The sequence below is a fragment of the Trinickia sp. NRRL B-1857 genome, from assembly GCF_050470685.1.
GTDB lineage: Bacteria > Pseudomonadota > Gammaproteobacteria > Burkholderiales > Burkholderiaceae > Trinickia.
On the sequence record NZ_JBFLUK010000001.1, the window covers coordinates 4,209,162 to 4,222,045 of the forward strand.

Sequence of the window (12,884 nt, forward strand, 5' to 3'; positions counted from 1 at the left end):
ATCACTGCAACTGTGGCGGCACGACACCCGGCGCCCGACCATATATTGGATGCGGTTGGAAAAATCGTCGCGCCGGGTTTTGTGAGTAGCCACAATCATCTTAGCTTCGTGCTGTTTCGCGGTATGGCAGAGGATGTTGGAGCAACGCCGACACCAACGATGTTTTTACCGATGCGTGCCTTGATCTCGACCCACGAGCGGATCGTATTCGCCCGGCTCGGCGCACTCGAGTTGCTGCGTGGCGGCGTGACGACAATCCTCGCGATGGAGGAGGACGCAGCGGCCATTGCCCCAGTGCTCATCGAATCCGGGATGCGCGCCCAAATCGCACTAATGACGAACGATGTCGATGTGCTGAGCGTACTGCAAGGAAAAACTTCGTTTGATCCAAATCTCACTAAACTTGCGCTGCGACAAACTGAGGAATTGATCGATCGATGGTCGAGAGGCTCATCAGAACGGATCGGCGCCATGGTTGGTGCGAACATGATACTGAGTTGCTCTAAGGCCTTGCTGCAAGGGTTGGGCGAGCTTGCCGTCAGGCATGATATCGGTGTCACGTGTCATGTTGGGCTAGGTGCGTACGAGGTCGAGTTGAGCCATGCGTTGTATGGAATAGGGCCGTTCGCGTTGCTGCGGGACGTTGGTTTTCTCGAGTCAGGTTGTGTGGCGGCGCATTGTCATCATGTGACCGACGGCGATCTCGCGATTCTGCAAAAAGCGGGGGTGACGGTAGCGCATTGCCCAGTGCTCAATGCACTGCGCGGCACGGCTGCGCCGATCAAGTGGATGATTCGGGAGGGGATCCCCGTTGCGCTTGGTCTGGACAACTATTTTGCGGACTGCTTTGACGCGATGCGCATGTACGTTTCGGTCGGGCGCATGCGCGAACACGACGCTTCATTATTCCGATCCCGCGATGCATTTCGGGCGGCGACGCTGGATGCTGCACGGGCGCTACGCCTGGACCACCAGATTGGTTCGATCGAGATCGGAAAAAAGGCTGATATTCAGCTTGTCGACGTGGCGCGCCCGGGAATCGTGCCGATCGTCGATCCCATAGGGGCGCTCGTCTATCATGCTCATGCCGGCGATGTTAGTACCGTATTGATCGACGGCGTCACTGTGCTGCTGAACGGACGCGTCATGTACATCGATGAGTACGGAGTGCTTGCCGAAGCACAGCAACTTGGCGCACTCGCCTGGCGCCGCTTCGCGGCACATTATCCAGAAAAGCTTGCGGCGTTGCGATGGACTCCCGATTCGATTCCGGATTTTTCGGGTGCTTGGCGGTCGGCCGTCTCAGGCGAAATTCATTGAACGATCTGCACGGGTGATGATGATGAATCAACTGACGGTTTGGGGGAGAAAGGACTCTTTCAACGTTCAGAAAGTGGTGTGGCTACTCGACGAACTGGCCTTGCCTTATGACTGGCGGCCGGCTGGCGGCCGGTTTGGCGGTCTTGACGATGCGGCCTTTCTGGCGATGAATCCGCATGGCCGGGTCCCGTTATTGCAGGACGGAGACGAGGCGATATGGGAGTCGCACACAATCGTGCGCTATCTCGCTGACGCCTATGGAGGAGGACGCTTCCGGGCATCCGATCCGCTTGCGCGTTCACGGGAAGAGAGATGGATGGACTGGATGCTGGCGACTTTGCAGCCGGATTTTCTAACCGGCGTTTTCTGGGCCTATTACCGTACACCGGAGCACGAGCGGAAGTGGGAAGAGATATCCCGTAAAGTCGCTATTTGCGCGGATCACGTCCAGTTACTCGATCGACAACTGGCCAATCGAGAATTTCTTTGCGGTGATCGATTGAGTGTTGCCGACATCGCCATCGGCGTGACCTGCTACCGATATTACGAACTCGATATCGATCGCCCCAACGCACCGCATGTCGAGCGTTGGTATGACGCGCTCCAGCAGCGGGCACCGTACCAGCGTAACGTGATGCTGTCTTTCTCCGACATGAAGGGGCGGCTTGCCTACTAGCGCTGGCAGAACCGGGGCCGGCGGTTCCATTCTTTGGCAATCGGCCAGAATGAGGCAAGAGTGCAAACAGGATGCAAACGATGGCAGTTTCCGTAGTGATTGTCGGAGGCGGATTTAGCGGAGCGTTGACGGCCATTCGCCTCGTGTCTACGACCTTGCCGGCCAGGATGTCGCTCACACTGGTGGATGAATACGGTCGATTTGGACGTGGCGTCGGCTACCGCGCCGATGCCGAGGGATGGCGGCTCAACGCACCAGCGCGGGTGCTCTCGGTATCGCCCGACAAGCCGTATGAGTTCGTCGACTATTGCAACAGGCATGGCCATCCGGCGAGCGCTGATAGCTTTTTGCCGCGTTCGCTGTATGGCGACTATCTGGCGGACCAGTTGCGGCAGGTCGACCACAAGTCCGATTCGCATCGGTTGCGCAGGATCAAAGGCCGAGTCGTCGCGGTCGAGTCGGATCGTGATGGCGATATGCAAGTTTGTCTACCTGATGGGGAAGGGTTGCAAGCCACTACAGTTGTATTGGTGACCGGTCCCGGCCGTCGCGGTGGAGACGACGCCACCAGGATAGACGCGTTGGCACGTGACCCGCGCTATTTCCCGGATCCCTGGCAGTTGGTGGTGACTCCCAGCCTACAGGCGGAAGGCCACTTCTTTATCCTTGGTACAGGATTGACATCGTTCGACGTGAACTTTGCGTTGGCGCGACGCAGCCCACGCCGCAGATTTACGTCAATGTCGCGTTGCGGGTTGGTCCCTCAATCGCATGCACCTTGCGTGCAACCGTTGACTTCCGAAGCCAAGTCGTTGCTGTTGTCGAGTTTGCTGGTGCCGCCACGGCAGGCGCTAGCGGTGCTTTGCGAGTCGGTGCTAGTGCATGCTAGTTTGGGCGGAAACTGGCGCGATGTGATCGACAGCCTTCGTCCTACGATCCCGCGGATATCGTTGCGTTGGACCGATGCCGAGCGGCGTGCGCTTGTTCGTCATCTCGCTGCCTATTGGGATACGCATCGGCATCGTTGTGCGCCCGAAACGGTGTCTGTTTTGACGCGGCTAAAGAGGGAAAATCGCCTCACGATACTGGTGGGGCGACTGGAAGCGGGCACGGATCGAAACGGACGGTCTGTTCTTGATGGTCCGGTTGAGAACCTTGGACAGGTCCAGAGGCGTACATGCGTCCTACCTCGTCGAGTGCACCAGTCCTCCGTTGCGTGGCGTTTGTCCCACCGATCCACTATACCGACACTTGCAGCGCGATGGCCTCGTCGCATTCGACGACAACGGCCTTTGTGTGGACAACAAGTATCGTCTCCAGCGCTTACCGTGTGAATCCTGAACTCTTCTATGTCGGTCCCCACTTGAAGCGGCTCTACTGGGAAGCAACGGCGGTCCCGGAGCTGATGGGGCATGTGGTGCGGCTCGTGGCCGTGCTTAAGCGTACGCTTGTTGCCACTGTTTCGGAGCGGACGGGGACAGTAGGCCTTGAGGCTTTGGATAACGAGAGGTGGTGAATTCATGTTGTCAAACGAACAAATTGAATACGGCCCACTGACGATCCATGCTCAGAGCTGGGGAGGGCCCGACGATACGGCGATACTGGCCCTGCACGGCTGGCTTGACAATTCTTCGTCGTTCGAGCCGCTATCAGCGCAGTCGCGCAACTTGCGGTGGTTTGCCCCCGATCTGTTGGGCCATGGTTGGAGTGGACACCTCCCGCCGCACGAGTCCTACACGATAGAGCAGCATGCGCATGCGCTCGCGAGGCTGATCGAGCGACAGGGTTGGTCATCTCTCACACTCGCTGGCCATTCTCTCGGGGCCGGGATCGCTACGGTATTGGCCGCAGCGATGCCGGCGCGCGTGAAACACTTGGTTCTGATCGACGCACTCGGCCCGCCGGCTATTTCGTCACACGCGTCGATATCCAGGTTGCTCGACTCGGTTCGGGGTGGCCGGTCCGCCGTGCTCCCCAGTCACGTCGTTTATCCATCGATCCAGACCGCCATCGAGATTCGCCGACAGACCGCGCAGCTTTCGCATGAAGCGGCCGCCGTGCTCGTGGCGCGGGATCTTATTTCGACCTCAGATGGGTTCGCGTCCAGAACCGACCGGCGACTTGCCTTGAAGCCGCATCTGACGATGACCGAGGAAGAATGCCTGGCGTTGCTGGCAAGCGTCGAGTGTCCGACGCTCTTGATCCGTGCGTCGGCGGGATGGTTGTCGGACGAGCTCGTCGCTCGCCGTTCGGCGGCCATGCGTATGCTGTCTATCGTCGAAGTCGAGGGCGGCCACCACATCCACATGGAGCGGCCGGATCACGTGGCCGACCTTGTCGTCCAGTTTTTGCGAACCGAACGGGTCAATTGATGCGTGCCCAGCCGTTAACTTTCACGACGTCCGTCGATACCTCACATCGGATGCGAATGGCCCACCTCGACTGGCTTGAGGTCGAGTCAATCCACGTCCTGCGAGAACTTGTGGCGGAATGCAGCAAGCCGGCGCTGCTGTTCTCGGGCGGCAAGGATTCGGTTGTCGTGCTGCACCTCGCACTGAAAGCGTTCGGCCTCGGTGCGAACCGCAAGACAACGCTGCCGTTCCCGCTCGTGCATATTGACACGGGCCATAACTATGGCGAAGTGGTCGACTTCCGCGATCGCCGTGCGCAGGAGATCGGCGCCGAGCTGATCATCGGCTACGTCGAGGATTCGATCGGGCGCGGCACGGTAGTGCTGCGTCGCGAAACCGATTCGCGCAATGCCGCGCAGGCCGTCACGCTGCTCGAGACGATCGAGCACCATGGCTTCACCGCGATGATCGGTGGCGCGCGCCGCGACGAGGAGAAGGCGCGCGCGAAGGAACGCATCTTCTCGTTCCGCGACGAATTCGGCCAGTGGGACCCGAAGGCGCAGCGCCCGGAACTGTGGAGCCTGTTCAACGCGCGCCTGCACAACGGCGAGCACCTGCGCGTGTTCCCGATCTCGAACTGGACCGAGCTCGACGTGTGGCAGTACATCGCCCGTGAGAATCTCGAACTGCCGTCGATCTACTATGCGCACCCGCGCGAGATCGTGCGCCGTAACGGGCTGCTAGTGCCGGTTACGCCGCTTACGCCGATGCGTGAGGGCGAGACGAGCGAGCTCGCGCAGGTGCGCTTCCGCACAGTGGGCGACATCAGCTGCACGTGCCCGGTCGAGAGCGATGCGGACGACGTCGAGAAGATCATCGCCGAGACGGCGGTGACCGAGATCACCGAGCGCGGCGCAACGCGAATGGACGACCAAACTTCCGAAGCCGCGATGGAACAGCGCAAGAAGCAGGGCTATTTCTGAAGTTGCGATGCGATATGCAAACGGGCTCGCGTCCAGTCCTCGATCTGGGCGACCGATGCATGCGCAGCGATCCGGTCCAGATCCAGCAGGCGTTGCCGGCCACGCTCGACAATGCATGCTGACGACGTGCTGGTGCACATGATCCGGGTGCCCGTCGACGTGTTGTGCATCGTTCCCGATCCTTCGTGGTCGGGCCGCAAGCGCGGCATCGATACGATTTTGCTGTTTCGTCGCCGCAAGGAGGTGGAGGGACAGATGGCCGACTCGCTCAGTATCCAAACCTGGGGGCGTGTGGGGGTAGGCGACGAGCGACGTATCATCAAGAGCCTGTTCGACAATACGCCCGCAACGTCATGGGAATCCGAAGATCCAATCGATGGAGTCACGTCAGGCGGCCGACCATACTGGGAAAGCGTGCTCGATTATGCGATCAAGATGTTGCTATACCTGACGGTGTGCGATGCGCAGGTTGTTCACGATCGCGCCTATTCGGGCGCCTCGCGCGATCCGAGCGGGTTGGGCAAGCGTCGACGCGCGGAGCGGCTGGCTGAGATCGAATTGCTATATGACCGCTACATCGTCGGACCGGCAGTCCTTGATGTCGAGGCTGCACGTTCGATGTCGACCGATGGCGAGAATGGTGAGGTGCTCGGTCATTGGCGCCGGGCGCACTTTCGGATGCAGCCGCACGGGCCGCAATCGTCTTTGCGAAAGCTGGCGTTTATCGGGCCGACGATCATGCGGCCGGATCGGTTGGGACTGTAGCATGTGCTCTTACGAACCATTGATGGAAACCATGCCTAACTATGCCCGTTGAAATATTTAGCCGGCTTGCGCATGGGCCCACCGACGCCGCCGAACAACTCGTGCTTCAGCGCGTCCTTTCGGTTATCGACAGACGGGACGAGGATGCAGTTATTCTTGTCAACCTGTTTCATCGCCGACATGAAATCGATCTGATCGTCGCAACGCAAACTGCGACGCTCGTGATCGAGATCAAGGGCTACCTTCAACCGGTCGAGGGCGACATCAATAGTCTCTCCTGGACGACGGTTGCCACGGGTGAGCGCCGCTCCAACGCGTATGCAAAAATCGACTCGGCACATATGAACCTGAAAGATGCGCTGCGGGAGATGACCGGTGCCGATCCCGGATACGCGCACGCAGTGGTATTGCTCGCCTACGGCAGGCCGATGGGATCGAACGTGCCCGCGTCGGACCATCGGGTAACGATCACGGGTATAGAGGCGCTCGAAAGTTTGCTGTCGACGCCAGTTCGACCAGGAACCTTGCGGCGGCTTTGGAGCCTGGATGCCGTACGTGAGTTCGCAAAAATGAAGCGACTGGCGCTAATGTCGACGGCCGCGACTGCTCGCTCCGCGACGGTAGGGGTCACCAGATATGCGGAAGTGACCCGCGAATTACGTCGGCCCGGCGTGATGCCGGGCTCTATGCCGCCGGCGAACGATCTGTCTGTGCCGCTTGTGCTGGAGGCAACGCCGATCCGGCGCCCCCAAAAGCGATCTTGGCTGCGAGCCGCAATCCTATTGTTCATCGGACTTCCGGTCTTGGTCGGCGGTGTCTCCGCGTTACTGCATCGCCCGGGCGACGGGGTGAGCAAGGTGGCATCGACCCCACGTCATACGCATGAGCCGATCCGTCGGCATGGCGTGAAAGAAGCCACTCGAAGAAGACGAAGTGAGCAAGCGCAGGAAGATCGCGACGAGTCGTCCTCAGCGCTGCTCGCGGCACAGCAGGCCAATGAGCAGGCGCTGGCGGCACACTCGGTTCAGCCGACACCGGCTGCGCTGATGCCGCCATGTCCGCCTGGTATTGATCGCCTGGGGTGCGTGCCCGATCCTCAAACGCTGGCGAAACTGCGTCATTAGCATGCTCGAGACCGCGATGCCACTCCGAAGTCAGGCTGCATAGACATGCCGTGCCCATGCTTCCATCAGTGGTCGGCGTTGTTCCAGCAAATCAGTTCGGTGGTACGCTGCCTCGACCTTGTTCGCGACAGTATGCGCTAGGGCACGCTCTGCGAGATCCCGAGCGTAACCGTGTTCGCTGGCCCAGTCGCGAAAGCTTGAGCGGAAACCGTGGGCGGTCGCGAATCGCCCAGTTGTGTCACTTTCAGCTTTGACCCGGCGGAGCAACGTGGTCAGCGTCATATCGCTCAAGACTTTTTCGCGGGGTGAGGGGAATACGAGAACGTCGTGCAGCTTGCTTTTCTTGAGCGTCTTAACAAGTGTTAACGCATGCTCGGACAGCGGGACTCGATGCAATTCCTTCGCCTTCATGCGCTGGGCGGGGATGCTCCAGACGCCAGCATGTAGATCGAACTCGTCCCATGTCGCACCGCGAACCTCTCCGCTCCGCGTTGCGGTGAGAATCAGGAAGAGGAGGGCTGCACGGGTGCTATCGCGCGGCGCGTGCGCCGCAAGGTGCTCGGTGACGAATTTGGGCACTTGCCGCCAAGGCATCGCGGGTTGATGTTCAGCCTTGTTCGATTGTTTGGGCAAGATGTGATCGATAACGCTGACCGGGTTCGCGGTGATGTGACCATGCGCCCACGCCCACTGCATGACAGCGTGCATTCGCTGCCGGGTGCGGCTGGCCGTCTCGGCCTTCGTCAGCCAAATCGGCCGCAGGACGTCTGCGCAGTCACCAGGGGTGATCGCGTCGAGCTTGCGGGCTCCAAGTGTCGGGAACACGTATGTTTCAAGGGTGCTGATCCATTGCGCTGCATGCTTCTCGTTCTTCCAGCCCGGCTTGAGTTCTTCGTGGACCTGTCGCGCAGCCTTCTCGAAGTTGAGGGCGGCCAGCGCTACGGCGGCGGCCTCTCGTTCTCGGTTGCGTTGATCGATAGGGTCTTCACCGTTGTCGACGAGCTTGCGCATGGATAGCGCTTTGTCGCGGGCCTCGGCGATCGACGTTTCAGGGTAAGTGCCTAGGCCGGCATCGCGTCGCTTCCCCGTTGCCGGGCTCGTGAAGCGCAGGGTCCATTTGCAGCCGGATTTGGACGGTACCAAGATCAGTCCCGTGACCTTACCGTCAAAGACCGGCTTATCACCCGGCTTCAGTGCCTTTGCTTGTTTGTCTGTTAGCATTGATTTTCTAGCCCATCACTTAGCCCATCAGCGAGTGCTGGATGGGGTTGGAAGGCAGTAGCGTAAATTGGATGCTTGGACAGTGCAAGTCATTGAATCATTGGGGGATGTTTGGATTGGCTTGGATCGCCTTGGGGGAAAATTTGGCGGCCCCTCTCTCCGCCAGAACTTGGCGGAAAACCCAGTAAAATCAATGATTTATGGGGTTTTTGTTTTTCGGCTCACGAAACGACTATCAAACGTACGGCAAGCTGCGGCACTGGCGTCCATAGCCTTTGTATCCCCCTGCACTTCGCGCCATCAACTACAGGGAAACCTCTGCCGTCAGCGCTTCCCACGGCGCGCTCAAGCGCCCGTCTTCCCTGACAATGAGTCCGGCTCCCTCGAGGATCGCGACGTCTTCATGCACACGCTTGTAATCACGATCGAGTTCGCGCGCCAACGCTTTGACGCTATCCGCGCCCGTCCGATGCAGGTGGCGCAACAACTCCAATCGCTTCGGCGTCAGCGCTGCCATCATCTCTTCCAACGAAAGAAACGTAACATGCCGTTCCTCGAAATTCTCGCCCGCCGCAGCCCGATCAAAAGCGGCTGAAAAGCGACGCCCCATGTCTCGAGCACTACCTACATGCGCAGTCAACTTGCTCATTTCACGCTCCTTTCTAGTTCGACGTCGTCCAAAAAATCCTCAACCATGCGCTCCGCGGTCGAGAACACGTATGGCTCTTCACGGCTGCCATAGTGTCGATGATCGCCTTTGCCCCGCTCATTGTCATAACCGATCACCCGCCGGCCATCACGGCCATAAAACAAGCTGTACTTGAGGCCGTGCGGCCGTTCGGCGTCGTGCTCGGGTAGTCGCCAGATACGCATTTCGAGGATGGCTCCATCTGGATAGACGGTCCGATCTTCGAACAGCAGCGTCGCTTTCTTTTTCATATGGCGTAGCATGCCATAGCAGGCGCTATGGCGTCAACCGCCATAGCGTTGCTGAACGCGCCGGATCTGTCATTCCCCAACAGAGGGCCTCCCGGCCGATTGCGCCGTTGAACTGGCGAGGTTAGGAGGGCGCGAAGGCCATTTTAAAAAAGGCTCCCGCGCTCTTGATGTCGGAAGGCATCGAACGTACGAAGTAATCGACCAGACCTGCGCAAGCTGAACAAGTCGCGCACCGCTGCGAGGTAATGCCAACGGCCTTGCGCCCAGACATGCGACGGGTCGTCGGCTGGACATTCTCGCCCCGACCCGGTGCCGACCTGGTCGTGCAGGCGCTGGAGATGGCCTATGAGCAGCGTGGCCGGCCGCAGGGACTGCTGTTCCATTCGGATAAGGGCGCTCAGTATGCAAGTCGGAAGTTCCGACAGCGCCCGTGGCGCTGTCGGATACAGCAGAGTATGAGTCGCCGTGGAAATTGCTGGGACAACTCCCCGATGGAGAGATTGTTCCGCAGCTTCAGGACGGAATGGCTGCCGTCAGTGGCCTACATGTCGGCGCAGGAAGCACACCGGGATATCAGCCATTACCGGATGCACCGGCACAACTGGATACGGCCGCATCAGTTCATCGCAGCCGCAAGCGGATCGCGACCGCCCGTATTAATTAGATTTGCGTTCGGATTCGGAGCACAAACTTTAGCGTGCATACCGCGCGCATGGATACTGAGTGGGCGAAGCTATCGTCGCCTGGCTCGGCGGATGCGGGTTTGGCCGACGCATTCCTTCTCGCGCAGGAGTGGGGCAGGAATACCATCCTAACAAGGCCTACCACGATGCTTCCGAGCAGGGCCGACAAGATGCCCATTCAGATGTAGCCTAATCCTTGACGCGGCGGCTCTGCCGCCCGTCTCTCAATTGGCGTTTCAACCATTGGGACCGACCGGCCCCGCAACCGGTTTCGTCGCCGTGATTTCAAAGCCGCCGCTGTCGAGATCCAATGTGCTCGGGTTCGCGGGCAGTTCGGTGCCGAACGGCGAGACGAATCGTGCTTGAACATCGGTGAACCCGGCCGCCCGTAGATCGGCCTCGACCTGATCGGCTCGCAGCGCGCCTTCGCTGCCGAGCCGCAGATCGATGCTGCCGCCCGGCTTCACTATGCGAGCGAGTTCGGCAATCCCGGGCGGAAGAGAACCCGGCGCCACCGGGCCCTCGGGTCTCGTGAAAACTTGCCACGGAACGTTCTCCGCGACGACCTTGTTCATCGATCCGGAAGGGACAGCCGACATGTCGCGCGCATCGGCCACGACGTCGGCACCGGCCGTGCGGTCGATGTTTAGATAGATCTCTCCCGGGGCAGGCGGACGGAAGACGCGGCCACCCCCGATGGTCAGCGTATCGGCGGTATCGAAATTGGGAGGCGCGATACGGTTTGAAGGCCAGATGACCGTCGTGCGCGACGTCAGATAGTCGTTGGGATCGTCGAACGGAGAATCGTCCGCTGGACCGATTGGAAGCGGTGCGCTGCCGGCCGCATTGCCGCCCGTCGTCGCACCAGCGGGATTGCCGCCCGCAGCCGGGATGCCGGATTGCGGCGGCACTACCGGTGTGCCGCTTGACCCTGCGGCGGGTGATCCCGCCAGCGCGACGCCGGACGTCGACGGGTTCGCATTCGACGTCGATACGCTGGGCGCGGCAGCACCCGAGGGCCCAAGCGTGTTCAAAAACTCGGCGCCTTGCCGCGAAGCGCCGACCACGCCCAAGGCCAACGTCGTCCCGCCTTGGAGCCGCTGATTCCACGAGAGCGAATCCCAATTGCTGACCAACTGATCGCCTGCATAAGCGCCGCTTGCCATCGAGATGCCGTTGGCGGTCCACCCTACGACGCGCGCGCCGGTTTGCACGCCGCCGCTCGCGGCAATCGCCACACCATTCGTCGCAAGCGCATCGACGCCGAGTTTTGCTGCGCCTCCCGTGAAAGGCGTCGCGAGCCCGGCGGCGATTCCGGCGTAATCGCCGAGCGTGGCTTTGCCGGGGGCCCACGACTGGCCGTGGTCCGCGCGATCGGTTAGATCGGATACGCCGTTCGTGGCAGCCACAGCGCCACCGGTCAGCACGCTGCCCCATGCCGCGGCGAGGAGCGGCGTGGCCATGCCGTCGGTGCCGACGAAGGCCGCCACGGTCAGCACGCCCGCGCCGGCGACCGCCAGTCCATCGAGGACATCGCCGCCGTAGCGCTCGACCTTGTCCCAAAAGCCTTCCGTCTTCGTTTGGCTCGCGCTTTCGATGCTGCCGTCCGCGCCGATCGTCAGATGGCCGTCGCTCGGCGTCACAAGTGTCCCGTAGCCGAGCTTGTTGCCGCCGAGATAGTCCTTCATGCTGTTGTAGGTTCGCCCGGTGTCGTCGACATACTGGTCGTTGCCGTTAGCACCGGTGACGCGCCAGACGATGTGCGTCTGCGGGCCATTGTTCGACCCGCTGGCATCGAAGACGACGGGCACGGCGGTGACGCCCCCGTCCGCGCCGCCGGCCTTCGTGATCTGCTGCGCGATACCGCGAATGGCATCGAGCTGCTTCCCGCTGTAGAGGTCGGTCGTGCCGTCGAGCAAGGCGGCGGCTTGCGTGCCGCTCGTCGGTGTTTGCACGTCGGGCTTCAGCCCGAGGTCGCCGCCGATCATGTTGTCGAGCGCAGCGCCCGAGAGATACTGCGGATCGTCGCCGTGCGCGATCATGAACATGTCGAACTGCGCGGCGGCGACGGCTTTCGTGTCCTTCGGCGATTGCTGCGCTTTCGCCATGGTCCCGACGAAATTCGTCAGGAATTTGACGGTCTCCGGGCCCAACTGCTTCGAGACATCGCTGCCGGTGATGGCATTTTGGAGGAGCGATTTTTCGGAGTCCGAAAGATTTCCGCTCGCACTGACCGTCGCCAGCATATGACCCAGTGTCGATAGGTGCGGCGCATCGGATTGCCCCGCCGCGCTGTCGACGATCATCGCAGCGATCTTCGATTTGTCGCCGTCGTCCAGGGCCGTATTCTGGCCCACGCCGATGAGGCTCTGGCCGAGCAGTTGCTGATCGAGCGCACTCGCCGCTTGTGGGCTCGGCACGCGCGAGGACAGCAGGGTGGCCATGGCGATTTGATCGGCGGCGGTTAGCGTATCTTGATCGATCGGATGGCCGGGGTCGCTCGTCGAGAGCGTTTTCGCGGTCTGCCGGATGAGTGCGCTCAACGCCTGTGGCTGAGTCGATGCAGTGACTTGCGGGTTGACCTTGGCGACGATCTCGGACGCCAACGTGTCTTGCGGCAATGGGGCGGACGACGAACCGCCGTCGGTGACCGTGCGCAGCGACATGCGCAATCTCCCGCTTCGGGCGGCAGCGAGTGTGTCGCCGGATGAAGCCGTTGAGCTTACCGTTAAGGGGGACGCGATGCATCGTGGATGCACCGCATGTCACTATACGGAGCCGCTTGAGCGGCTGCGACGGAATATTCCGTAGTCGAGCCGATC

Annotated in this window: 11 protein-coding genes and 1 pseudogene; 8 read left to right on the top strand and 4 right to left on the bottom strand. The window is 60.8% G+C overall.

Annotated features, from left to right (window positions below; all coding sequences use genetic code 11):
• Positions 1-123: 123 nt before the first annotated feature.
• The 7 genes from AB1286_RS18910 to AB1286_RS18940 all read left to right on the top strand — a co-directional run bounded on the left by AB1286_RS18910 (position 124) and on the right by AB1286_RS18940 (position 7,219).
• Positions 124-1,320, top strand: a complete 1,197-nt coding sequence (locus AB1286_RS18910) for an amidohydrolase family protein (RefSeq protein WP_430365118.1) — start codon at positions 124-126, stop codon at positions 1,318-1,320.
• 22 nt (positions 1,321-1,342) lie between these two features.
• Positions 1,343-1,996 carry a glutathione S-transferase family protein gene (locus AB1286_RS18915; RefSeq protein WP_430364700.1) on the top strand — a complete coding sequence of 218 codons (654 nt, stop codon included), beginning with the start codon at positions 1,343-1,345 and terminating at the stop codon, positions 1,994-1,996.
• A gap of 80 nt (positions 1,997-2,076) precedes the next feature.
• Positions 2,077-3,330: an FAD/NAD(P)-binding protein gene (locus AB1286_RS18920; RefSeq protein ID WP_430364701.1), complete on the top strand. Its 1,254-nt coding sequence runs from the start codon at positions 2,077-2,079 to the stop codon at positions 3,328-3,330.
• A 186-nt stretch (positions 3,331-3,516) separates the two neighbouring features.
• Positions 3,517-4,368, top strand: coding sequence for an alpha/beta fold hydrolase (locus AB1286_RS18925; RefSeq protein ID WP_430364702.1), 852 nt, complete (start codon positions 3,517-3,519; stop codon positions 4,366-4,368).
• Entirely contained in the window at positions 4,368-5,330 is a 963-nt protein-coding gene (gene cysD / locus AB1286_RS18930) for a sulfate adenylyltransferase subunit CysD (protein ID WP_430364703.1), read from the top strand. Before AB1286_RS18925 ends, cysD begins: the two co-directional genes overlap by 1 nt.
• Positions 5,331-5,441: 111 nt before the next feature.
• On the top strand, positions 5,442-6,095 hold the full coding sequence (locus tag AB1286_RS18935) for a hypothetical protein (protein ID WP_430364704.1): 654 nt from the start codon (positions 5,442-5,444) through the stop codon (positions 6,093-6,095).
• A gap of 41 nt (positions 6,096-6,136) precedes the next feature.
• Positions 6,137-7,219 (top strand): NERD domain-containing protein, encoded by a 1,083-nt coding sequence (locus AB1286_RS18940; protein WP_430364705.1) that lies wholly within the window; start codon positions 6,137-6,139, stop codon positions 7,217-7,219.
• 30 nt (positions 7,220-7,249) lie between these two features.
• Here AB1286_RS18940 and AB1286_RS18945 read toward each other — a convergent pair whose 3' ends face one another.
• The 3 genes from AB1286_RS18945 to AB1286_RS18955 form a co-directional block, all read right to left on the bottom strand.
• Positions 7,250-8,440 carry a tyrosine-type recombinase/integrase gene (locus AB1286_RS18945; protein WP_430364706.1) on the bottom strand — a complete coding sequence of 397 codons (1,191 nt, stop codon included), beginning with the start codon at positions 8,438-8,440 and terminating at the stop codon, positions 7,250-7,252.
• 304 nt (positions 8,441-8,744) lie between these two features.
• Complete coding sequence (locus AB1286_RS18950; RefSeq protein WP_430364707.1) at positions 8,745-9,089, bottom strand: hypothetical protein; 345 nt, start codon at positions 9,087-9,089, stop codon at positions 8,745-8,747.
• Entirely contained in the window at positions 9,086-9,379 is a 294-nt protein-coding gene (locus AB1286_RS18955; protein WP_430364708.1) for a toxin-antitoxin system TumE family protein, read from the bottom strand. The genes AB1286_RS18950 and AB1286_RS18955 overlap by 4 nt, the downstream gene beginning before the upstream one ends.
• A gap of 272 nt (positions 9,380-9,651) precedes the next feature.
• Here AB1286_RS18955 and AB1286_RS18960 point away from each other — a divergent pair.
• A pseudogene (locus AB1286_RS18960) lies at positions 9,652-9,999 on the top strand (DDE-type integrase/transposase/recombinase); the annotation flags it as partial.
• Positions 10,000-10,298: 299 nt separating this feature from the next.
• Here the strand turns inward: AB1286_RS18960 and AB1286_RS18965 are convergent.
• A complete protein-coding gene (locus AB1286_RS18965; RefSeq protein WP_430364709.1) occupies positions 10,299-12,728 on the bottom strand; it encodes a DUF4781 domain-containing protein in 2,430 nt (809 codons plus the stop codon).
• Positions 12,729-12,884: the final 156 nt, after the last annotated feature.

Bases quoted from the DNA above. Each gene is read 5' to 3' on its own strand.
- AB1286_RS18910 (WP_430365118.1), top strand. From the start codon at position 124: ATGGCAGAGGATGTTGGAGCAACGCCGACACCAACGATGTTTTTACCG.
- AB1286_RS18915 (WP_430364700.1), top strand. From the start codon at position 1,343: ATGAATCAACTGACGGTTTGGGGGAGAAAGGACTCTTTCAACGTTCAG.
- AB1286_RS18920 (WP_430364701.1), top strand. From the start codon at position 2,077: ATGGCAGTTTCCGTAGTGATTGTCGGAGGCGGATTTAGCGGAGCGTTG.
- AB1286_RS18925 (WP_430364702.1), top strand. From the start codon at position 3,517: ATGTTGTCAAACGAACAAATTGAATACGGCCCACTGACGATCCATGCT.
- cysD (WP_430364703.1), top strand. From the start codon at position 4,368: ATGCGTGCCCAGCCGTTAACTTTCACGACGTCCGTCGATACCTCACAT.
- AB1286_RS18935 (WP_430364704.1), top strand. From the start codon at position 5,442: ATGCATGCTGACGACGTGCTGGTGCACATGATCCGGGTGCCCGTCGAC.
- AB1286_RS18940 (WP_430364705.1), top strand. From the start codon at position 6,137: ATGCCCGTTGAAATATTTAGCCGGCTTGCGCATGGGCCCACCGACGCC.
- AB1286_RS18945 (WP_430364706.1), bottom strand. From the start codon at position 8,440: ATGCTAACAGACAAACAAGCAAAGGCACTGAAGCCGGGTGATAAGCCG.
- AB1286_RS18950 (WP_430364707.1), bottom strand. From the start codon at position 9,089: ATGAGCAAGTTGACTGCGCATGTAGGTAGTGCTCGAGACATGGGGCGT.
- AB1286_RS18955 (WP_430364708.1), bottom strand. From the start codon at position 9,379: ATGAAAAAGAAAGCGACGCTGCTGTTCGAAGATCGGACCGTCTATCCA.
- AB1286_RS18965 (WP_430364709.1), bottom strand. From the start codon at position 12,728: ATGTCGCTGCGCACGGTCACCGACGGCGGTTCGTCGTCCGCCCCATTG.